Below are 22,914 nucleotides of genomic sequence, written 5' to 3'. Positions count from 1 at the left end.
ACAACGACAGCAGGAACCCGGCTCAAGCCAAACGGCGGCGTCGGACCCCATCGTATCGCAACTGCAGCGCGTCCCCTGTACCGGGCCGGCGAGCCCGCTTACAATCCTGCCGCTATGAGATCGGTGACGGCAGCCTGGGTCGGGCTTGGGGGCGTATTCCTGGGAGCATCCCTGGTCATGGGCGACGCGCGCGAGGCCTGGCGGTTTCGGGACGACCGGTTGGAGAACGGCCTGCGGGTGTTGACGCTCGAGGACCACCATGTCCCGATTGTCAATGTGCAGGTCTGGTACCACGTGGGTAGCAAGGACGAGAATCCCGCCCGCCAGGGTTTCGCGCACATGTTCGAGCACATGATGTTCCGTGGCTCGGACCGAATCGGACCGCAGGATCACTTCAAGTACCTTCAGCGGTATGGCGCTCAGGTCAACGGCTACACCAGTTTCGACCAGACGGTGTATTGGCAGACGTTGCCTGCAGCCCAGCTTGACGTGGCCTTGTGGCTGGAGGCTGAGCGGATGGGGCGGCTGCGGATCGACGAGGAGTACTTCGCCGCCGAGCGTGAGGTGGTGAAGGAAGAGCTGCGTATGCGCGTGCTGAATCGCCCCTACGGTTCGCTGCATGAGCAGCTGCATGCCGCGGCGTTCGACGTACACCCATACAAATGGACGCCAATCGGCCGGCTCGATCACCTTAACGCGGCCACCGCGGATGAATTGCGCAGGTTCTTCAAGACCTTCTACACCCCCAACAACGCCACACTGGTAGTGGTCGGGGACGTCCGGCACGAGGAAGTTCTGGCCAAGGCGCGCCGGTATCTGGGACCGGTTGCCCGCGCGGCCGACCCGCCGCCCGTGACCGCGGTGGAGCCACCGATAACCGCCCCCAAGCGGGTCGAGATCACCGACAAGGCACCGGCTCCGTTGGCCGCCTGCGTTTACCACACGCCGTCCGCCGTCGACCGTGACTCGGTGTGTGCCGACCTGTTGTCCGGCATTCTCGGATCCGGACAGAGCAGCCGCCTGTATCGCCACCTTGTCCAGGGGCGGGAGATCGCAGTCAGTGCATCGGCCTACAACCATGCGATGGAACAGGCCGGCCTGTTGGTCATCAACGCGACGCTGAAGCCCGGTGTGACCGTGGAGGAGGGTGAGAAGGCCATCCGGGAGGAAATCAAGCTCCTTCTGGAGAAGGGCATCGAATCGTCCGAACTTGAGAAGGCACGAAACCAGGAGGTCGCCAATTACGTTCGGTTGGGTGAGACGGTCCAAGGCCGGGCGGGCCAGTTGGGCTATGCGGCCGTCATCCTCGGCGATGTCAACCGCGTTAACACCGACCTCGATCGGCTCAGGGGGGTGACGATCGACGAAGTGATGGCCATGGCCCGGCGGGTCCTCCGGGATAACAACTGTCTGACGCTACTGGTCCGGCCGGAGGCGAAGAGGGCCACAGATCAGGAGGTGGCAGACAAATCGGGCGGCAGGCAGGAACCGGTTCTCGACTGGCCGCGCCCGCAGGATATGCCGCAGGGGCAGGCTCCCAAGCCGATCGAGATTCCGCTGCCGTTGACGGACAGACTGGAGAACGGCCTGGAAATCCTGGTCGTCCCTGATTCCTCCACACCGGCGGTCACGGTCAGTTTCAGCGCCCGCATTGGAGCCCGGGAAGATCCAGACGAGATGGCGGGCCTTGCACAAGTGGTGGTGAACACGCTTCGTCGCGGAACGATCAGACACACCGGTGATCAACTGGCCGAGCGGCTTGATTTCCACGCGATTTCGTTGTCGGAAAACACCGACCACGAGGACGTCTCTCTCCGGATGTGGACCCTGAGCGAGCACCTGGACCTGGCCGTCGAGACGCTGGCCGAGATCGTACGCGAGCCCACCTTTCCGCAGAAGGAAGTGGCCGGCTACATCGCCCGATCCGCTGCTCGGCGGGCCATCGAGGAGAAGGACCCGTCCACAGTGGCTGACCGGTCTGCCGCCCGTGAGGTGTTCGGTGAGTACTTTCTCGCCCGACCGATCGAAGGCGACTCCGCGTCTTTAGGGAAGATCGACCGCGAGGCTGTGGTGGGCTTCTACAAGCGCTGCTTTGCCCCTGACGTCAGCGCCTTGGTCTTCTCCGGCGACATCACCCTGGACCGGGCGACAGCCTTGGCCCGTCGATGGTTCGGTGACTGGACGGGTAAGGCCGAGCAGCGGAAATACGCACCTCCGCAAGTCGGCCCGCGAACGCACATCGTCGTCGTGGACCAGCCTGACGCTGCCCAGTCGGAGATTCGGGTTGGCCAGATCGTTCCCTTGTCGCGGCGGGACCGGGACTACCCCGCGGCCCGTCTGGTTTCTCATATCCTCGGCTCGTCGTTTGGCAGCAGGCTTAACCGGGTGCTCCGCATTGAGAAAGGACTCACCTACGGCGCCCGCGGCAACTTTGACAACAAGTCGGAGGCGGCTCGCCTGCACATCACCACGTTCACGCGGACCGACCGGGCCGCCGAAGCCGTAAGACTTATTCTTAGCGAGGTAGCCAGGATCAACCGTCCGAGCGACATGACCCGGGAAGAGCTGGATCAAGCACGGGATACGCTGGTTGGCAGCTTCCAAGTGGACATGGAGACCTCCGCCCGAGCCGCCGCGATGCACTGGAATCTCAGGGTCTGGGGATTGCCGCCCACCTGGTACCAGGACTACCTCGCTCGGTTGGCGACCGTCACCGATCCGGCGGAGCTGACCGCAGCGGCTGCCCGGATCATCGATCCTTCCGGGCTGACGATTGTGGTTGTTGGGCGGGGCGACGAATTGGTGCCCGCGCTCTCGAGCATTGCTCCCACCGCCAGGAGCAGCAGGTAATCGGTGATTGGGATAAGGCAAGGCCAGGCGGATGGAAGGACCTGCAATGTCCGGTTCGACTGTGATGCTACAGGGGATCATGCTGGGGCAGGATACACAGCCGGTTTCGCTGTTCAAGCACTTTGTCATTGACGGCGGGCCGATCACCTGGTGTGTCCTGATTCCGCTTTCGGTCATTACCGTCACGCTCATCATCAACTACGCTTTCACCATCCGTCGCGGAACACAAGCTCCCGCATCGCTGGCCAGGGCGCTGGCCGCCGCCGCTCGGCAGGGTCAATCACGGGGCATTCTGGAGATCACCCGCGAGGAGACGAACATGCTTGGCCAGGCGGTCTATGCGGGCGTCTCTCAAATCGGATCCGGCTTCGAGGTCGCCATGGGAGCCGTGGTCGAGACGGTGGACGAGCAGGTCGGCCGGCTGCTGCGCCGGATCGAGTATCTCAGTGTGATCGGCAACGTGGCCCCGATGATCGGATTACTCGGTACCGTGGTGGGCATGATCCAGGCGTTCAACCGGATCTTCACCGCCGGCGGAGGTGTTCCCGAGGCAAGTAAGCTGGTTGGCGACATCGCCATCGCCCTGGTCAACACGTTCTGGGGGCTGTTCGTCGCCATACCCGCCTTGAGCGCCTTCGCGTTCTTACGGAATCGCATCGATGCCTACGGTGCCGAGTGTGTCAAGCTGTGCGATCAACTCGTGGCCACGGTGATCCAGACGGAAGGCCGGGCGGCGCCGGATGCTCTCAAGGGCCAGGAGGACACTCCGCGCGTGCGAGGTGCTCTCTAGACGCTGGTGTGGTAGGCTGTCCAGATGGCTGCGCGATCCTCAGTTTTTCGATCTCGTCGCTCGTCGGAGTGGCAGTTCAACATGACGCCTCTCATCGACGTTACGTTCCTGCTGCTCACCTACTTCATGCTCGCCAGTCACTACGCCTCTGCCGAGAAACCGGATATGTCCCTGCCCAGACCGCACGAAAGCCTGGCCGAAGACCGGAAAGTACCCGATAAGATCATTCTCAATCTACTGTACAACCAGGAGACCGGCGAGCCAGACTTGATGTTCGGCCCGGTGCCGGTAGCCTCTTGGAGCGAGCTGGACGCGAGACTTGGCGAGTTGGCCAGGGCTAACCCGAAAGTCGATGTTATCCTGCGAAGCGATCGCCGGGTCCATTACGGTTCGATTCGTCAGGTCATGGAGATGGTCGCGGCCAATCGGTTGACACGGCTTCAACTGGTCGCCGAACTGGATGTCAGCAAGTGAGCTGAGAGGCCCTGGATGACGGAGCGGTCTGACAACATGGCCCCTCATCCGCCGGCGACGCCGCTGCGGACCTATGGAGACTATCGGCGGAGGTACGGCCGCTACGGCTCTCGTCGTCGCCGCCGACCATCCAGCTGGGTCATGTCGCTGAACTTGACTCCGATGATCGACACAGTCTTCAATCTTCTCTTCCTGTTCATGGCTATCAGCCGATTCGGAGCGATCGAGGGTCTGCTGCGGTCGGATTTGCCGGTCAAGGGGCAGGTCGCCGCTCATGTCGCGGCGACCAGCGTTCCCCGTACACCGATCCGCATCCGTCTGGTGGCCGACCCCGCCGCTGAGAGGGGATGCTGCGTGACGATCGATAGACTCGCGGAGGCCGGAGTATCGCCCAGCTCTCTGGTCGCTCATCTTCGCAAGATCCGCAACGAGATTCCCGGCTATGACGAAGGCACCCCGGTGTACCTCGTGGCCGGCGACGACGTGCCCTGGGATGATGTGATCAACGCCTACAATGCCGCCATGGCGGCCGAGTTCCAGAGGATCATGTTCGCGGGGGCAGCGAGATGAGCTGTCACCGCCAGCGGTTGACCGCTGCCCTGCTCCTGGCCCTGAGCGTGTTATTGGCGAACCTTGTCGGGACTGCTTGGCCGGCAAGAGCGGAGAAGGCCGATTCCCCGCCGTCCCGAACGGCCTTGGACGAGACCGCCTTTCGCGAGGAGCTGCGCCGCCGGGGGCTCGCCGACTGGCTGGCTCAGTACGACACCGATAACCCGGCTGCCGATCTGGTCACGCGGCAGTCCCGGCGGCGCGACCACCTCCTGACCCAGGCGGAGGCCTCCGGCTTGCCCGCGTACGAACAGCGCGCCAAGGTTGCCGAGGCGAGCGCGATCCTGAGCGATCTGATTGCCCAGCGGCCCAACGACCCAAACCGCTTGAGGTGGCAGATCGAACTGGCCCGCGACCATCTGGAACGTCGAGCCCCCGACGCCTTCGAGGCAGTGCTGCTTCATGAATTCGGCGGCCGGGGGCGGACCAACGTTGCGTCGGCCGCCGACGCCGCCATTGAGGCGCTGGGTGGTCTGAGGAGAGATATCCAGGCCGCCTGGAACAGAGTGGGCGAGATGGACGAGCAGGCCGTTGTCCAGGCGACTGCTTCGGGTGCCCTGCGCGAGCTGGAGGCAGCCGATCGCCAGGCAATCATGCTCTCGGTCTGGGCCGGACTCTATCAGGCGTTGAGCACCGACCTCAACGAACAGCAGCGGTCGGCTGCGTTCATGGAGCTTCTCCAGGAGGTCACGGAACGACAGGGTTGGACCGAGCGTCAGAACCCCGGCCAGGAGGCACTGCGATGCAATGCCTTGGTGATCGCGGCTGTATCGTGCCGACAGCTCAAGCGCTTCGATGAAGGCGCCGCCCACGCCCGGCGGATCCTGGCCACGATGACCAAGGTCGCGGATCCGGCGGAGCGCCACCGACTCCGGCGTGCATCATTGCTGGGTATTCTCGAACAGATCCGTGGCCTCCGCGACGCAGGCAAGTTCACCGAGGCCCTCGGGGCTGTGGCGCAGGGCCGACAATGGGCCGAGCAGACACGGCCGGACGACAAGTCGGCGTCTTTGGCCATCGCGATCCTGGAATCGGACGTCCTTGCCCGTCAGGCCGATCCTCAGGCGGCGGCCAAGGGGTTCCATGGAATGGCCAGAGCCCTCGCCCCTGTTCAGCGGTTCGCGGATGTGTCCACCACACATCGCGAGATGGTGTACGCGGCTTTTGGTCTCGGGATGGACTCGCTTCCGGAACTGACCTCGCCGCCCGCCTTTCAGATGCAGCTCCTGGCGGGGGCCGCCCTGCGCAACCTGGTGACCGATTATCCGCCCGATCGGCGCCGCGACGACGCCGCCCTGAAGGGGGTGGTGCACATGTTGCTGGGTGTGGTCGCCAAACCGCCCGAGGGTACGCCGCCAGCCACCGTGGGCGAGCTGATGTTCCTGCTGGGGCGAGGGTTCTATCTGGCAGGAGACGCCCTTGAGGCCTGCAGCGTCCTCTGTGATCTGGCCCGGAAGTACCCTCAGCATGACCGGGCGCTGATGGGGGTCGGACAGGCCGTGGCCATTGCCCAGGAAATGCTGCGTCTGCCGGAACATGGGCAGACCCCTGAGGCGCGTGCGGCCTTCCTTCGGGCTGGCCGGCTGCTTCGCGACCTGGCCCCGAACACCCCCGAGACTAAGCGACTGCAGTACTTCATCGCCCGGGCGGTTGAAGATGGAGGACAATTGCGGGAAGCGGCCAAGGAGTATGCAGCCGTCGCCCCTGACGATGCCAACGCCCTCAAGGCGGCGGCACGGCGGGCCCGGTGTCTCCGAGTCCTGCTCCAGCAGGCGGCCGGTGACCCCAAGACAGGCAAGGCCGATCTGGGAGCGATGGCAGAGGAGGCTCTGAAGGCGGCTCAAGAGACGGTGGCCTTCGCCAGAGGCCGGGGGGCAGACAAGGCCGGTGATCCAGAACACTGTCTGGTGGCCGACACCGTGCTGCTGGAGGCGGACCTGCTCAATTCGCCGTTGATCGCTCGCCCGGCGGCGGCAGAGGAGGTCCTCGAATCATTCGAGGAGCGGTTCCCGGACTGTCCAGGGGCGGTGGGGGCGGCTCTGCGCGAGCGAGTCCTTGCCCTGCGGCAGCTCAAGAAACTCGCCGAGGCTCGCGAAGTGGTCGAACGGTTTCTCAGGGCCGACCCGGAGCACGCCGGACCGGTGATGGCCCGACTCCTCGAGACCATGCGCGAGGAGATCGCGGAGGCGAGCGACCGCGGCAACGATCAGGCAGTCACGGAACTGGCCGAGGAAGCGGTGCGGCTGGCCGACCGGCTCATCGCCTGGTTCCAGGACCGACCCGACCAGGTGACGCCCAGTGACACGATTCTGATCCGCGTCTGGCGAGCCTGGTCGCTGATTGATGCCGGTCAGGCTCACGCCGCTCTGCCCGTGTTTCGGGAACTGGCGACTCTTCCGAAGGACCAACTCCCGGACAACGCCGCTTCGCGGATCGATGTCCGGTTGGGTGAGGCCACCTGTTTGCTCATGACGGGCAAACCGGAGGAAGCGGTCACCCTGTTCAATGGGATCTGGCAGCAGGTCCCCGAGCATTCTCCTCCGTGGTGGCAGGCTTTCGCCGGCAATCTCCAGTGCCTGGCCAGGCTCGGAGCGGAACCGGCTTCGATCATTCTGCCTATTGCTCAACAGCGCTTTCACGATGCGACGCTGGGCGGGCCGCGGTGGAAGCGTGCCATCGAATCCGTGGAAAGGGATGCCGAGGCCAGCGCCGCGACTACGCGCGCGTCACCTCGAACACCCGCAAGCACTCAGCCAGCAGACCGCTGAGTCGGTCCAGCGGCCAGACGGTGGCCGAATCGCTCTTGGCCTCGTCGGGCCGGTCGTGGACTTCCAGGAACAGGGCGTGAGCCCCCGCGGCGATACCCGCCTTCGCGAGCACCGGAGTCATCTCACGCTGCCCCCCGGACTGTATTCCACCCTCGCCGGGCAATTGACAGGAGTGCGTGGCATCGAAGACCACCGGAGCCCAAACGGACATCCGCGGAATCGCGGTCATGTCGTTGACCAGCCGGCCGTAGCCGAAGAACGTACCCCGCTCGGTGAGCAGCACGCCGCGCCCACCCGCCTCCCTTACTTTCTCGACCGCCAGACGCATCATCTCGGGCGACATGAACTGACCCTTCTTGATGTTGACCGGTCGGGCAGTCTGCCCGGCAGCCTGGAGCAGATCGGTTTGGCGGCAGAGAAAGGCAGGGATCTGAAGCAGATCGAGCACGCCGGCGGCAACGGCCGCCTGCGCGGGATCGTGGATGTCCGAGACGACCGGCAGACCGATCGCCTGACGCACTTCGGCCAGGATCTTCAGTCCCTCGTCGAGGCCCGGCCCTCGGAAACCGCGCAGGCTCGACCGGTTGGCCTTGTCAAAACTGGCCTTGAAGATCAAGGAGAGGTTCAGGCTCTGGGCAACTCGCTGGACGCCTTCGGCCAGGCGGAGCGTGTGTTCGCGGGACTCGATGACGCAAGGGCCGGCCAGCAGGGTCAGCGGGCATCCCGGCCCGATGCGGACGGGTCCAATGGCGACCGGGCGAGCACCTGGCGTCGCATCCAGGTCCAGTGGAGTCTGCGTGGTCATGGTACCAGATTCTACCTGCTCGGCGGTGCGGGTGGAACCTTGACTCGGATGGCGGCCGGCCGGATCTCGATATCCAGGGGCAGGCAGCCGGCCGCTTCGCCATCGGCCTCATAGGGCACCCGGCTCGGGGAGGTGGCCCGCAGCCGTGTTACCCGTTCGTAGAGAACGCCGGGACGCTCAACGTGCCGCTTGGCCAGCGTGCGGAGCGAGTGGCCGATCAGCTGGAGGGGATTAGTGCAGGGCAGGATGCACAGGTCGAGCAGCCCGTCGTCCGGCCTGGCGTCACGGACCACAGGCAGTCCAAGGGCATAACGGGCCATGTTGCCGACAAAGACCATCCCGCGACCGTCCCACCGGATCGTCCCCGCCGGTGATTCCGCCTCGACTAGTATCCGTGGCCAACGATGCTCCCAGAACGTCCGCCACAATGGCCAAAAATAGGACAGATGGGTGATATGCCCGGTCCTCAGCCGCGTCAGTCGTTCGACCACCTCGGCGTCAAAGCCGACGCCGGCGACCACGGTGAAAGACTGCCCGTTGGCCTTACCCAGGTCGATCGTCATGGTCCGGCCACGGCTCAGGCAACGGCTCACTGTCTCTGGATCGGCCTTGAAGCCCAGCGACCGTGCCACGAGGTTCTCCGTACCCGCCGGCCATAGAACCATGGGAACCGTGCTGCCGACCAGACCATCGGCCGCCTCGCACACCGTGCCGTCGCCGCCGACAATCACGGCTGCGTCGGCCTGATGGGCGGCCATCTGGCCCAGTCGGCGGGCGTCACCCGGTCCGGCGGTCGGCCATCGTTCGACCTGATGACCGTCGCGTCGGAGCCGAGGGATGAGCTCGCGCAGCCGGGAACCGGTCTTACTGGCCCCGGAGACCGGATTGATGATGACGGCGACCTTCATAGAGATTCGCTACGGGAGAGACCTGGCGACATTCCATTCGCCGGTGGTGCGCCGTTCCACGATGACGTAATCCCGGTTCTTGCGGGCCAGCTCAATCGCCTGGTCGTCGATGCGGAGGATGATCCGTTTCCTCTCGGCCAGGGGCAAGTGGCTGATGTGGATGCGGATCTGTCGTACGTTGTCAGTTGTCACCTCGATCTGGTTCTTCACGGCAAACTGCCCGCTGCATGTGGCGGTAGTCTTCGGATCGATCAGCGACAGAATCTTGAGCCACCCGGGTTGCTCGTCCTCCGGCGAACGAACGAAGAGGCGAACCGGGTAAGGGGGCGTCGAGTCGTAGGTCGACGTGGGGAGTGACGCCGGAACCGGTTGCCGAGCAGCGGTTTGAGACGCCGAGCGGGCCACGGCAGGACCCAGGAACGGCTTCGTCTCAGCCGCGGCGGTCGGCGACGTAACCTGGTCGCTGGGGGCGGCACCCGTTCCCGCAGACCGCGGTTTGTTGTTGCAGCCGACCAAGGCCACCGCCAGGACCAGCCCTCCGATGCGGATCAGCGATCTGCCATCCATGCGCGCACCTCCCGCTGTCTCGACGGATACTTCGTTTCTGAGCCCACACATCATACGGCTTCTTGTGGATGAACACTACACGCAGGATCAGGTTGCGGAACACCAGGGTCGAGGTTACGGTAGTCTCCATATGAGCAGATCCGAGCACATCGTCCGAAGCACGACGATTCTGGCTGTCCGCCGCGACGGAATGACCGCCATCGGCGGCGATGGGCAAGTGACGCTCGGTTCAACGGCCGTCAAGCACGACGCGAGCAAGATCCGCCGACTGTGCGGCGGCAAAGTGCTCTGTGGCTTTGCGGGCGGGGCCGCCGACGCGTTCGCTCTTCTGGACCGGTTTGAACGCAAGCTCGACGAGTTTAAGGGCAACCTACGCAAGGCGGCCATCGAGCTGGCCAAGGACTGGCGGACGGATCGTATTCTGCGGCGGCTGGAGTCCATGCTCGCTGTCGTGGATCGGGACACGTCCCTGATTCTGGGCGGGGCAGGCGATGTCATCGAGCCTACGGACGGTATCATCGGCATCGGTTCGGGAGGGATGTACGCCGGCGCCTCGGCACGGGCGCTGCTGCGCCATTCGGCGTTACCGGCCGACCAGATCGTTCGCGAGTCGCTCCTCATTGCGGCCGGAATCTGCATCTATACCAACGAACACATCACCGTCGAGACTCTCTGACATGCCCACGAGATTTTGGGTGGTTGCCGGGGACTTCCCTGCAGCTTAGAATCCCGGGCGTGGGTCGGGGAATGCCTTGACGGGAGAACAAGATCGTTTCAGCTTTTCTTCGAAGGGAGATATCGTATGAAAACCGCCTGGATGGCTGGCCTCATTCTGCTCGCCGGCGTTGTTGCGAGTCCTTTGCCAGCAGCCGCAGGTGACTGGCCCCATTGGCGAGGGCCGAACCACGACGGCATCAGCTCGGAGACGGGCTTCGCTACCACGTGGACGGAGCCCCCGAAGATCATCTGGGACAAGCCCATCGGCGCGGCCTTCAGCTCGTTCGCCTGTGTAGGTGATAAGGTGTTCACCTGCGGCACGAAGGAAAGGAAACAGGTGCTCTACTGCCTAGATGCCGGAACGGGTGACGTCGTTTGGCAGAAGGCATTCGAGTCGGAGAGGAAAGACGGACAAGGCGGTGACGGAACACGGGCCACGCCGACTTTTGACGGCGGCCGAATCTACATTGTCGGCGGGCACGGCCTGGTCCTGTGCTTCGATGCGGCCAAGGGCGATGAGATCTGGCGGTACAAGGGAAACAACGAACCTCAGTGGGGCTACAGCAACTCGGTCCTCATTGAGGGCAATCTGGCTGTGGTGACGCCCGGCAACGCCGACGGCGGGCTCCTTGCTCTGGACAAGATGACCGGCAAGACGGTCTGGAAATGCGGCGACGAGCAGGCGGGATATGCCACGCCCTACCCGTTCACCTTTGAAGACAAGCGGTACATCGTTGGTTTCATGGGCAAGTGCGTGATCATCGCCGACGCCAAGACCGGCAAGCAGGTCTGGAAGACCCCCTGGAAGACCTCCTACGACGTTAATGCCTCGTCCCCCATTTTCCACGACGGCCATCTCTTTCTGACTTCCGGCTATGGTACCGGGTGTGCTCTGTTCAAGATGGCCGCGGCCGGGGACAAGCTGGAAGGCAAGGAGGTCTGGCGGAACAAGAACATCGTCAACAAGTTCCAGTCGTGCGTCCTCAGGGACGGTGTGTTGTATGGCGGAGATGAGAAGTCGCTGAAGGCGGTTGACTTCAAGACCGGGAAGATCCTCTGGGATGTCCGCGAGCGTACCGCCAACTCAACAGTTCTTCTGGCCGACGACCAGCTGATCGTCCTGACCGAAAGCGGCAAGCTGATGATCGCTCCGGTCTCACCGAAAGAGTTCAAGCCGACGGCGACGGCCTCGATCCTCGACGGACGGTGCTGGACGATTCCCGCGCTGCACCAGGGGAAGCTCTTCGCCCGTAACCTGAAGAAGGCCGTCTGCGTGGATCTGAGCAGGAAATGAGCCATGGAGGGAGCGGCGTCTCGGCGGTTCCAATTCCCCGCAGCGCAGCTGGCGGATCATCGCTGACCCTTCTTCTCCGCGGAGGTTCAAGTCGGATCGTGCGTTGCTCCCTGATCATGGGGTCACTCCTGGCAGTCCTTCAGGGGGGCGGTCTGTCCGTTTCGGCTGATGACTGGCCTCAGTGGCGCGGTCCGCTGCGCGACGGTATTTGGCGCGAGACCGGCATCGCCGACCGTTGTAAGGGCGGCCAGCTTCCGATCCGCTGGCGAGTGGCGATCAAGCCCGGTTACGCCGGCCCCGCAGTGGCAGATGGCAGAGTCTTCGTGACCGACCGCGACAGGAACAAGCCTACCGAGCGTGTACTCTGCCTGGATGCCGGCACGGGAGAGCTGCTCTGGCGGCACGAGTACGCCTGCACCTATGGCGTGAGCTACGACTCGGGCCCTCGGGCTACGCCCACGGTGCGCGACGCCAAGGTCTATACCCTTGGGGCAATGGGACACCTCTTCTGCCTCGATGCTCGCGACGGCCGCGTCCTCTGGACCAAGGACTACGTCAAGGATTACCGTGCTTCGGTGCCGGTGTGGGGCTTCGCCAGCGCTCCGCTGATCGACGGCGAGCGGTTGATCGCCCTCATCGGAGGCCCGGACACTGCGGCCGTGGTGGCCTTTCACAAGGACACCGGCCGCGAAATCTGGCGGTCGCTGTCAACCCGGGAGATCGGGTATTGCCCACCGGTGATCATCGAAGCAAGCGGGACACGGCAACTGATTGTGTGGATGCCAGAGGAGTTGTGTTCGCTCGACCCTGACAGCGGCGAACTCTACTGGCGACAGCCCTTTCATTGTGAAAGCGGTCTTTCGATCGCCACCCCGATTACTGACGGGCGCCGGCTCTTCGTCTCGACCTTCTACAACGGCCCGCTCATGCTCCGCCTCGCGGCCGACCGGCCGGCCGCGACCGTCTCGTGGAAAGGCGAAAGCGACAGCGAACTGGACACGGAGAAGGTCCATTGCCTCATGTCCACGCCATGGTTGAAAGACGGGTACCTGTATGCTGTCGGCGGCTACGGTGCCCTGCGATGCCTGGACGCCGAGACCGGCGGGCGAGTGTGGGAGACGTATCAGCCGACGGGCAATGACCGCTGGTGGAATGCCTTTCTGATTCCGTGCGGCGATCGGGTCTTCATCGCCAACGAGCAGGGCGAGCTCATCACCGCGCGCCTCAGTCCGAAAGGATATGAGGAATTGAGCCGGGCCAGACTCATCGAGCCTACGAATCGGGTGCGCCGACGCGACGTCGTCTGGTCGCATCCGGCATTCGCGAATCGTCACGTCTTCGCCCGCAACGACAAGGCGATCGTGTGTGCCTCCCTGGAGATCGCCGCATCCCAGCCTGGTCGATGATCGGGCAGGTACCTCTCGCGTAGGCCAGGGCATCGTCTCACCCCCGACTCCCGCCGGCTGCGCCGGATCGGAGTGGCGATCGCCTCAGTCGCGACCTTGCCTGGCGTTGAGTCGTCGTCGCGCTACTCGAGGATCTTGAGCTGCTGCTCAAAGGCGAGCTTGTTGACCGGATGGTCAACGGGCATCGGGTACTTGCCGGTGAAGCAGGCGGTGCAGTAGTGGTCGGGGGGATGCTTGACGCAGGACAACATACCTTCAACCGAGAGGTAGTGGAGCGAATCAACACCGAGATAGTCGCGGATCTGATCCACCGACCGGTTGTTGGCGATGAGAGTGGACGGGTCTGGGAAATCAATGCCAAAGTAGCAGGGATGGCGGATGGGCGGGCTAGCCACGCGGAGATGGATCTCCTTGGGACCGGCCTTGCGCAGCGCCCCGACCTTGCCGCGAGTCGTCGTCCCACGAACGACCGAGTCCTCGACGACGATCAGTCGCTTGCCCTTGACGTTGCCCCGGATCACATTGAGCTTCATCTTCACCGCCAGGTCGCGCATGCTCTGTTCAGGCATGATGAACGACCGGCCGGCGTAGTGGCTGACGGTGAAGCCGCGGCCGTAGGGGATGCCGCTGGCCTGGGAGTAGCCGATCGCGGCACAGCGGGCGCAGTTGGGCACGGCCATGACCATGTCGGCCTCGACCGGGGCCTCCCAGGCCAGCCGCCGGCCCATGGCCGCTCGAACCAGGTGGACATTCTCGCCGAACACGTCGCTGGCCGGGTCTGCGAAGTAAATCTGCTCGAAGATGCAGTAAGCCGGCTGGACCGCGCCGGGGGGGGCAATCCACTTGCTGCTTAAACCCTTGTCCCCAATGGTCACGACCTCACCCGGGGCTACCTCGCGGAGATACTCGGCGTCAACGATGTCCAGAGCAGTCGTCTCGCTTGCGGCGACGATGGCCCCGTTATCCAGCTTGCCAAGAACCAGGGGACGCAGCCCGAACGGGTCGCGAGCGGCCACCATGCGGTCGGTGAAAAGGAACAACAACGAAAACGCGCCCTGCAGATGACTCAAGATGTGGACGATCTGATCGGAACGATCCAGATGGCGAGGCTTGGCCAGCAGGTGAACGATGACCTCGGTGTCGCTGGTGGTGTTGAAGATCGCCCCATGCTCCTCGTACTCGTTGCGCAGCAGGGCGGCGTTGATCAGGTTGCCATTGTGGGCGACGGCTACTTGCCCGCGAGCGTAGTTCACCAGAAGAGGTTGAGCGTTGCTGGCCTGGCAGGAACCGGTGGTCGAGTAGCGCACATGTCCGATGGCCATCGTCCCGCGCAGCTGCTCGAGCTTCGACGGATCGAAGACATCGGTCACCAACCCCATGCCCGCGTGACGGTTGATCGGACCGTGGTCGCAACTGCAGATGCCGGCCGACTCCTGCCCGCGATGCTGCTGGGCATAGAGCCCCAGATAGGTCAGCTGCACGGCTTCGGGATGGCCAAACACGCCAAAGAGACCGCAATGGTGATGAATACTGGGGGGAATCACGCCGATGTACGTCCTTTGAAAAGGCAATTCGACGCTAAAAGGACAATCTAGCCGCAGTGCTTCACTGCGTCAAGGTCGTGAGCGGGGCCCGCTCCACGAGTCGGACAACCCGCTTGCAGACGGAGTAACCTACCCACCACTCGCCGAGGGTGTCACAGGCGACAGCCGACCGGTGAAGACAACTACGCTGAGTATCCCTGACTCAGCAGTTCCTTCATGGTTGCCGTACGTCCGGTATCCAGGGCCTTGAGGCCCAGGAGGCCGACCAGCGCACCGTTGCGTCCGCGGGTCACATCGGTCAGGGGGCGCCGGCCGTTGCGTACGCACTCGAAGAAATGGTTGACGGCCAATTGCGTGGAGTCGCCCTTCGGCTCCTCTTCGACCTTCCGGGGCTTACCGTCGCGCGGGTAGATCATGCCGTACTCGACGTCCACCACCCCGCCGGTACCGTAAACGAACTCCGACCGCCCGTCGCACGGTACGTTGGGTACGGATATGTAGGCATGCGAATAGGCGACCTTGCGGTCCTTCCCGTAGTCGAAGACGACGGCGTAGTGATCGCGTATGTTCCGGCCGGCGGGTTTGAACATCATGGCCTGGCCGCCGAAGCCGCACGCCTGTTCCGGGATGTCCTGGAGCAGGGCGTTGAAGATGTCAAACTCGTGGACCGCCTGCTCGAGGATGATATCCCCGCACTGTTTTCGGTCGAAGAACCAGGGAATGTGATGAGGCAGGTCGCCGCCATTCATCCGGTGGGCCCGGATCAGGATAGGCTTGCCGATGGCGCCTTCATTGACCGCCTTGATCGCTCCAAACCAGGGGGCCGCGTAGGGGAGTTGCGTTCCGACCTGGTAGACCCTCCGGCTGGCTTCGACCGCCCGAACGACCCGTTCAACGTCGGCCACACTGAGGGCCATCGGCTTCTCACCGTAACAGTGCCGCCCCGACTTCATCACCTCAACCACCATGTCGGCGTGCAGGTAGCAGGGTGTCTCCACGAAGATGACGTCGATGGGGCTGAAGCTGATCAGCTCCTTGTAGTCCTTGAACAGCCGGGGCTGGTCAGCAGCGACTTTCGCGGCGGCGGCCTTGGCCTTGGCCTCGTCGATGTCGCAGATGGCAGTCACCCGGACGCCGGCCACATGGTTGATCGCTTCCAGTACCCCTGTACCCCGCCCGCCGACGCCGATAATCCCACAGCGGATGTCCTCGCCGGGAGCGACCTTCAGGGCCTCAGGCTGCAGGATGGGTTCTGCAGGCCGGGCCAGGGCAAAGCGCTCGCGCCCCGAAGCCAGCAGAGCGGCCGACGCGACTCCCAAGCCGCCGGCAATGACGCTTCGCCGTGAGTGATCGTCCTGGTGATTGGTCATATCGTGTCCTTTCATCCCAAGTGAACTGTCCAGAACCGGGTCGGCGCGGCACGCGGCCTGCGGAGACCCTGCCAAGGCGCGCATTGTACTACCCTCGCCGACGCGTGTCAGGGGACAGGGCGAAGTGATGCGGGCTGAATGTCGATGATGTGAACCGTGTGCTTCCCATTGAGGATGCGTCGGCGGCTCCGGTCGCAGTGCTCCTCTGGTCTCGCTGCGATGACCGATCCGGGTCACGGTCTCTCATGTCCAAAACCACGGAGCGCCTTGCCCGCAAGAAGGTCGACGGGTTGGCCGTCTTTGAGAACGGGCCGGCCGTTGAGGAATACCCACTGGATCCCCCTGGGGGGCGGAGCCTGGTCGCGGAAGTCGCTTCCCGGGTCGAGCTTGGTTGGATCGAGCAGCACGAGATCGGCAAACGCGCCCGGTTTGAGCACCCCTCGATCAGTCAGCTTCAGTCGTTGGGCGGGCAGTCCGGTGCATTTGTAGACGCCCAGTTCCCAGGACAGGATCTTGCGATCGCGCACGTAACGGGCGAAGAACTCGGGATAGGTGCGGAACTTGCGCGGGTGGGCGTCGCTCACCTTGCCGCCGGCAATGTCCGCACTAGAAGCCAGCCCGGCGTCGGTGCAGACCATGACGATGTCCTCCTTCATGGCCCGGCACAGGTCCTCCTCGCCGATGCAGAGGTAGGTCGCATGAACCGGCGAATCCTCGGTTAGCTTGAGATGGTCGATCAGTTGCTGGGGCGTGATCTTCTCGGCGGCGAGGAGTTCGGTCAGCGGTCGTCCGGAGTATTTGGCGTATTGTCCGGGCATGTTCTTGAGCAGGATAACCTCGGGCGTGCCGGCACGGATCGCGTCCCGGACCAGCAGCTTGTGGAGCGTGTAGTGGGCCGCGGGGCCGGATGCTCGCCAGGGATACTGGTCGCCAGTGACGTCCATGCCACGCGTCCGCGCAGCCTTCATGATCTCCAGGTAACGCTCCATCGCCCCCCAGTTGCGCTTGTGGTTGGCCTTCATGTGCGAGATCTGGACGGGTACCTCGGCCAGCTCGCCGATGAACAGAGCCTCGCGGACCGCACCGAGTACACCGTCGGATTCGTCGCGGATGTGGCTGGCATAGAATCCGCCGTAGGGCTTGAGCTGCTTGGCGAGTTCTGCGAGTTCCAGAGGGAAGGCCTGCTCACTGATCGCGTAGATCAGACCGGTGGACATGCCGAACGCGCCTTCCTCCATGGCCAGGTCCACCAGCTCCTTCTGCCGGTAGGTCTCCTCGGTGGTGGGCAATCCCTTGCGTTTGCCCATCACCCGCTCGCGCACCGGAGCGTTGCCGATGAGTACGGCCAGGTTCAACGGGCTACCCTTGCGATCCACCTCGTCGAGAAAGGCGCCGATGCCCAGCGGAGAAGAGGCGCAGTTGCCGGCCAGTACGGTGGTGATGCCCTGGCGGATGTGTGATGGGGCGTCGGCAACCTTGAGCACGTTGTCATCGGCGTGACTGTGTATGTCTACGAAACCAGGCATGAGGAACAAGCCACGGCCCACGATTGTGCCTCGACGGGTCACGGTGGACAGATCGCCGATGGCCGCGATTCGCTCCCCGATCACGCCCAGATCGGCGGTGAATCGCGGCTTGTCCTTCGATCCGTCAAAGACCGTCGCCCCTTCGATCACGTAATCCATCACCTTGGCATCCGGCAGAACGGGCGGCGGCGGCCGATACTCATCCGGCAAGGGCAGGTAGCGGCTGTGTTTCCCCGGCACGGTTCGAACGATGCCCTGGCGCGAGCTGGTCACGAACGCAACCTCGTCCAGCTGACGAAGCGGGTGATTGCGATCCTTGCTGGTGTCGATGAAACGAATCACGTATGGCGCGAGCGGATCGAGACCGCTGATGACGTAGAGGCCGGATGGGGAAGGGCGAACCGTCGCGACCAGCTTACCGACCTGGTCGGGCGGTTCCTGGCCGGCAGCCTGGGCCGCCAGTCGGTCGGCCAGCTTCAAGGACTCCCTGTCCGGGTACTCGTACTTGAAGACGCGGACCTCAACGCTGCCAAGGAGCATTCCGTCGGTCACGGGCATCCCGAGTACCCGCTCTGTGCGTGCCCGAGCGAGCTCGTTCCCTTTTCGAATCAGAACCTTGGCGGGTAGCTGCTGGGCGAGATTCCCGATCACTTTCTCCGAAACGACACCCATCATATGACACGTGCTCGTCTGCTCTGAAAGGCCTGCTACAGCCTCTTTCACCAGTGACGCGAGCCGAACCGCGCGGCCAGTGGCGAGCGGCTTGGGTTCCTGGCAGACCAGACGCACCGTCCTGCCGAGGATTTCACGCGGCAAGTGCGGATTGGCGTCGGTAGCCATACGCATTTCTGTCTCGCCGAAGAGGGCCCGCTCGCCGCCGCGCGTGGACGCCAGAGACTGATGCAGGCTGATCGCCAGCAGAGCCGACCAGGAGGCAAACTTGAAGCTGTATTCCGGGCTCTCAAGGTGATCCCGGGCGATGGCTCCGAAGGGGTAGTGATAGGCCTCGATGAAGGCCTGCGAAGGCTTGTCGGGGGTGGCGCTGGAGCGGACGTCAAGCAGACCCTGCGGAAGCGTGCCGCCGTCGGCCCTCACGGCAAGTACCTTAGCTGCCAGCACTTTCGACTCGGCACCTTCGACCAGCACGAGCTCCGGTGCGTTCTTGTCGGCCGCAAAACGCCGCTTCAACTCCTCCTGGAAAACCTGGGCAGCCGGTCCGAATGCCGCCGGATCCACGATGATGACGAAGCGGTCGCGGCTACCGGCAGAGGCAGAACGTCCGCCGGACGCCTGCCCGAAAGCGGAGAGGGCGATCGCCAGAACAGCGATGCCCGCGAGAAGCAGAGTACCTTCAGGTCTTCCTGGTCGCCCGGTCCGCACGATGGCGTGCCAGCGGGACATGTATCGTGCTGTATTCATCTTCGCCACCCCGTCTGAGTCCGTGGTTGGTTGACCGAGACAGCATAATCCGAGGTGCCCTTCTCCGTCCATGAGGCGACCGGCCAGCCGGCAAGGGCGCCCTCTTCGCAGCGCGGAGGGAGTGCGTGGCTCCTCGTTGCTCCCATGGTCACACCGAATACTGCGGCTGGGCATGTCAGAACCCCAGGAACCGCTGGCAGATCCTCTGCGGCAATACACGCCGCACACCGGCGATGAAGAGCACAGACCCCACCAGTGTGGCCGTTGCCACCACGGTATGATAGAGCGGATGGAAGGCCCACAACCACTCCACCTGGCGAACCAGGGTGACTGCCAGGACAACGAACAGCATGTGGATCAGATAGATGCCGAACGAGTAGCCCCCCAGCCAAACCAGCCAGTCAGGTGCCCACCGAGATTGGGCCAGCAAGAGCATCAAGACAATCACGGAACAGGAATAGGCCGCTTCTACGGGCGCGATTCCGGACACCGCGGGTGCGGCCGCATATCCCCAGAGTCGAGCAAGGCCCGCCAGGATACCCAGGAAGCCGAAGACCACGACGGCCGCCACGATCAGCTTGCGGTATCGGCGGTAATTGAGTGTGGCGCGGCTGCCGACGTACATTCCCAACTGGTAATACAGCATCCAGGGGATGAGCAGGAGCACAGTCCACTGCGACAATCGCGGCTGCCGGAAAGCCAGCCACGCGATGCAGAAGGCCAGCAGCCCCAGCCGCCCCAGCTCCATCCGGTTCAGCCAGGTTAGCACCGGCAGTACGATGTACATCTGGGCCAGGACAATCAGGTAGTAGTACGGTCCTTGAATGAAGAAGGCGATCCTGAAGTAAAGCTCCCGTTGGGCTACGTCGGACATGTCGGTCTGTGCCGTGCGGAAGTAGGCGATCATGACCCCTGCCAGGATGAGCCGGCCCACAAGCCACCAGGTGACCAGGGGGATGAGAATACGAGGCAGACGCTTCGTGAGGTGCGCGCGGTACTCCGCCCAGCTGTTGATTCTGGTGTCGCATAGGAAGTAGCCCGATATGAACAGAAAGACCGGGACGGCGAATACCAGCCACGGTCGCCACAAGACAGGGAATGCCTGGTTCAAGCCCGCCAGGGCGCTGTCAGGCGCATCGGCTCGCTCCGGGGGCCTGTTTAGGCAGTGAAGGGCGATTACCGCGAGTATCGCCAAGCCGCGGAACGCGTCAAAAGTCAGGTGTCGGTCCTTGCTCATGATCCTCTCGAAGGTCGGCCGGAGGCACCCCGACCTGACCGGATGCGGGAATGGTACCATCCTCAGGCCGCATGCGGCCAGTAATAAGCCTGCATCCCCGGGTAACAACCCCGTCAGAGGTGCTGGACGATCGCCGGGAATAAGGCTACCTTCCTTTGGCCCTGTGCGTGGCGTGTCCGTTATGTGGCTCAATGGGAGGCCGGCCATGGTGGATCCTCGTGTACGGGTGACGACGTGGCTCGCCGCCATGTTGGTCGCACTGCCCGCCGCCAAACTCAAGGCGGGACCGATCAGCTTCGACGACGCGGGCTCGGCGAAAACCTGGGACTTCAATAGTGGGCCGGAGTTTCCCGGGGCCAAGGGAGCAATCGCATGGGATGGCCGTGAAGGCCACCTCGCTCGCGGGTGCCTCGCTCTGCAGTACGACTTTACCGGCGGCGGCAACTACGTCGAGGCCGGATTCGTACTGCCCGAAGGCAATACGGCTCGGACGGTGCGGCTCTGGATCAAGAAACCCGGCGGACACAAGCTGACGTTCCGAGCGACGGACGCCGGCGGCCAGACCTTCCAGAAGCCGCTCGAATACCATTTCGCCGACTGGCAGCAAGTGGAGGTCGATCTCGGGCACTGGCAATCCTCCTGGGGCGGGGCGAAGGATGGGAAGGTCAAGTTCCCGACCAGACGGTTCGGTGTGCTCATCGAGAACAGCGACGAGCCGCGGGTCGGCGTGCTTCGGCTGGATGATGTCGAACTGCTGGCCAGCGGTCGCCCAAACCGCACCGGTCTCTCGACCTACGTCCCGGACGACTTCTCCGGCAACACTCACTGGAGCGTCCGCGGCGGGGCCGGAAACAAACTGGACGGCCGGAATTGGAGGTTCGCCTTCAACCCCGGAGATACGCCAGGCCTGCGCCGGGACTTCTCGCTGATGGGTAAGCCGGTCAAGTTGAGGCTGGTGCTCGATACCGACACGGCCGGTGTCGCCGTCCACGCGAGTATGGGGTCGCATTTCCAGGTTTTCTCCCGCGAGATCGGTCGTCTCGATGGTAAGGGCGAGCAGACGATTGAGGTGGCACTCGGCTCAATGACGGACTGGGAGCATCGGGGTGGCCAAGACGACGGCGTGGTTCGGTTTCCGCTGCGCATGGTGGAAGTCCGGCTTGAACAGGCGAGCGGTCCGGCGCAAGGCCAGATCCGGCTCAAGCGACTGGAGGTGGACACAGAGATGCCCCCGGGGCACGACACGCTTCTTGTGCCCGACGCCCATCTCGACAAGGGGCAAGCTCGGTTCTCCGTGCGGGTGACAAACGTGAGACAGGAGGAGGTCATCGGGCGGCTAGTGTGCGACATTCGTGGTTTGGACCAACGCGCGAAGATGGATGCAACCGAACTGACCCTGCCGGCATCCGGTGGATCAGCGGTCCACGAGTTTGCCTGCCCGATGGGTGATTTCAATGCTTTGGATGCGGTTTTCAGATGGGTGGCGCCGGGCTCCGCCACTCCGCCCGCCTCTATCGGAGTGTCTCAGGAACCGGAATCGGTGGGCTCGGCGGATCTCGACCTCAATAGTCCCATCGGTATGGGTGTCTACCTCTACCGGTGGGGCGGCAACCCCGAGGGCATCGAGAACATGAACCGGGTGGCCGCCCTTGCCCAGCGCGCGGGCGTCAAATGGACCCGGGAGGAGTTCCAGTGGCATCGGATCGAGCCGCGGCAGGGCAAACTGGACTGGTCCTTCTACGATCAGGTCGTTGATATCCACCGCCGACATGGCATCCAGGTCTACGGCCTGCTCGCCTACTGGTCAGGATGGACCAAACCCAACACACCGGAGGGAATCCGCGACTACGCTAACTGGGCTCGGCAGGTCGTCCGGCACTACAAAGACCGGGTGAAACACTGGGAGATCTGGAACGAGCCGAACATCTTCTTCTGGACGGGACCCAAGGAGATGTACGCGGATCTACTGGCCCAGTCGTATGCGGCCATCAAGGCCGAGGATCCCGAGGCCGTCGTGATGGGCTGTTCCACATCGGGCATCGACAGTGCCTTCATCAAGACAACAATGGATAAGGGCGGGAAATTCGACGCGTTATCGATTCACCCTTACCGCGGAGGCCTGAACGACCAAGGCTACATCCGTGAACTCCAGGACGCTCATAGACTGGGTGGAGGCAGACCCCTGTGGCTGACCGAGATCGGCTTCCCGACACAGCTGGTCAGCGGCTACAGTGAGCGCAACCAGGCATCACTCGTTGCTCGCATCTACCTCGCCTCGCTGGCCAGCGGCGTGGCGACCAACATCTCCTGGTACGACTTCCGCAACGACGGCAACGATCCGTACGAAAGTGAGCAGAACTTCGGCCTGATCCGCAGCGACTTCAGACTCAAACCCGGGTACCGTTGCCTCGCGACGTTGGCCACCACTTTGGCTGGTTGCAGGCTGGCCGGAGTACTCGACGTCGGGGAAGGAGCTTACGCCTGCCGTTTTAAGGGGCCGGACCGCGATGTTGTCGTTGCCTGCGCGCCCCAGGGCAGCCGCGTGCTGACCTTCGATTCCGCCGGCAAGGTGGAGATCACCAACGGCATGGGCGAGCCCATCGCCCCGCTTCGGGCGGGCAATCGCCTGG

At 63.7% G+C, this 22,914-nt stretch carries 16 protein-coding genes; 9 read left to right on the top strand and 7 right to left on the bottom strand.

Going from position 1 to position 22,914, the window contains the following annotated elements; translation table 11 throughout:
- Nucleotides 1-114: 114 nt before the first annotated feature.
- From KA354_18425 to KA354_18405, 5 genes are all read left to right on the top strand, one after another.
- Nucleotides 115-2,850: an insulinase family protein gene (locus KA354_18425; GenBank protein MBP7936622.1), complete on the top strand. Its 2,736-nt coding sequence runs from the start codon at nucleotides 115-117 to the stop codon at nucleotides 2,848-2,850.
- A 46-nt stretch (nucleotides 2,851-2,896) separates the two neighbouring features.
- Entirely contained in the window at nucleotides 2,897-3,640 is a 744-nt protein-coding gene (locus KA354_18420) for a MotA/TolQ/ExbB proton channel family protein (protein ID MBP7936621.1), read from the top strand.
- A gap of 81 nt (nucleotides 3,641-3,721) precedes the next feature.
- Nucleotides 3,722-4,114: a biopolymer transporter ExbD gene (locus tag KA354_18415; protein ID MBP7936620.1), complete on the top strand. Its 393-nt coding sequence runs from the start codon at nucleotides 3,722-3,724 to the stop codon at nucleotides 4,112-4,114.
- Nucleotides 4,115-4,150: 36 nt separating this feature from the next.
- Nucleotides 4,151-4,684, top strand: coding sequence for a biopolymer transporter ExbD (locus KA354_18410; GenBank protein ID MBP7936619.1), 534 nt, complete (start codon nucleotides 4,151-4,153; stop codon nucleotides 4,682-4,684).
- Nucleotides 4,681-7,491, top strand: a complete 2,811-nt coding sequence (locus tag KA354_18405; protein ID MBP7936618.1) for a hypothetical protein — start codon at nucleotides 4,681-4,683, stop codon at nucleotides 7,489-7,491. Before KA354_18410 ends, KA354_18405 begins: the two co-directional genes overlap by 4 nt.
- On the opposite strand, the gene kdsA is transcribed toward KA354_18405, so the two are convergent.
- Genes kdsA through KA354_18390 form a run of 3 tightly spaced genes read right to left on the bottom strand, consistent with a single transcriptional unit; the run spans nucleotide 7,439 to nucleotide 9,771 of the window.
- Nucleotides 7,439-8,296, bottom strand: a complete 858-nt coding sequence (gene kdsA, locus KA354_18400; protein MBP7936617.1) for a 3-deoxy-8-phosphooctulonate synthase — start codon at nucleotides 8,294-8,296, stop codon at nucleotides 7,439-7,441. The two genes, KA354_18405 and kdsA, sit on opposite strands and share 53 nt — an antisense overlap.
- An 11-nt stretch (nucleotides 8,297-8,307) precedes the next feature.
- Nucleotides 8,308-9,204 (bottom strand): diacylglycerol kinase family lipid kinase, encoded by an 897-nt coding sequence (locus tag KA354_18395; protein ID MBP7936616.1) that lies wholly within the window; start codon nucleotides 9,202-9,204, stop codon nucleotides 8,308-8,310.
- Nucleotides 9,205-9,213: 9 nt separating this feature from the next.
- Nucleotides 9,214-9,771 carry a hypothetical protein gene (locus tag KA354_18390; GenBank protein ID MBP7936615.1) on the bottom strand — a complete coding sequence of 186 codons (558 nt, stop codon included), beginning with the start codon at nucleotides 9,769-9,771 and terminating at the stop codon, nucleotides 9,214-9,216.
- 130 nt (nucleotides 9,772-9,901) lie between these two features.
- On the opposite strand from KA354_18390, the gene hslV reads away from it, so the two are divergent.
- The 3 genes from hslV (at nucleotide 9,902) to KA354_18375 (ending at nucleotide 13,188) form a co-directional block, all read left to right on the top strand.
- Complete coding sequence (gene hslV, locus KA354_18385) at nucleotides 9,902-10,447, top strand: ATP-dependent protease subunit HslV (protein MBP7936614.1); 546 nt, start codon at nucleotides 9,902-9,904, stop codon at nucleotides 10,445-10,447.
- 126 nt (nucleotides 10,448-10,573) lie between these two features.
- Nucleotides 10,574-11,782: a PQQ-like beta-propeller repeat protein gene (locus tag KA354_18380; protein ID MBP7936613.1), complete on the top strand. Its 1,209-nt coding sequence runs from the start codon at nucleotides 10,574-10,576 to the stop codon at nucleotides 11,780-11,782.
- A 116-nt stretch (nucleotides 11,783-11,898) separates the two neighbouring features.
- Nucleotides 11,899-13,188 carry a PQQ-binding-like beta-propeller repeat protein gene (locus KA354_18375; GenBank protein ID MBP7936612.1) on the top strand — a complete coding sequence of 430 codons (1,290 nt, stop codon included), beginning with the start codon at nucleotides 11,899-11,901 and terminating at the stop codon, nucleotides 13,186-13,188.
- A gap of 122 nt (nucleotides 13,189-13,310) precedes the next feature.
- Here KA354_18375 and KA354_18370 read toward each other — a convergent pair whose 3' ends face one another.
- The 4 genes from KA354_18370 to KA354_18355 form a co-directional block, all read right to left on the bottom strand.
- The gene (locus KA354_18370) at nucleotides 13,311-14,738 is read right to left on the bottom strand and encodes an amidophosphoribosyltransferase (GenBank protein ID MBP7936611.1); all 1,428 of its coding nucleotides are present in this window, start codon (nucleotides 14,736-14,738) and stop codon (nucleotides 13,311-13,313) included.
- Nucleotides 14,739-14,914: 176 nt separating this feature from the next.
- Complete coding sequence (locus KA354_18365; protein ID MBP7936610.1) at nucleotides 14,915-16,102, bottom strand: Gfo/Idh/MocA family oxidoreductase; 1,188 nt, start codon at nucleotides 16,100-16,102, stop codon at nucleotides 14,915-14,917.
- A gap of 233 nt (nucleotides 16,103-16,335) precedes the next feature.
- Nucleotides 16,336-19,047 carry an amidohydrolase family protein gene (locus KA354_18360; protein MBP7936609.1) on the bottom strand — a complete coding sequence of 904 codons (2,712 nt, stop codon included), beginning with the start codon at nucleotides 19,045-19,047 and terminating at the stop codon, nucleotides 16,336-16,338.
- 175 nt (nucleotides 19,048-19,222) lie between these two features.
- The gene (locus KA354_18355; protein ID MBP7936608.1) at nucleotides 19,223-20,284 is read right to left on the bottom strand and encodes an acyltransferase; all 1,062 of its coding nucleotides are present in this window, start codon (nucleotides 20,282-20,284) and stop codon (nucleotides 19,223-19,225) included.
- A gap of 205 nt (nucleotides 20,285-20,489) precedes the next feature.
- On the opposite strand from KA354_18355, the gene KA354_18350 reads away from it, so the two are divergent.
- Nucleotides 20,490-22,914 (top strand): beta-galactosidase (locus KA354_18350; protein MBP7936607.1); only part of this gene is annotated, 2,425 nt, incomplete at its 3' end.

This window comes from Phycisphaerae bacterium, from assembly GCA_018003015.1.
GTDB lineage: Bacteria > Planctomycetota > Phycisphaerae > UBA1845 > PWPN01 > JAGNEZ01.
Note: the sequence above shows the minus strand (reverse complement) of the source record. Positions and strands in the feature narration are given on the sequence as shown.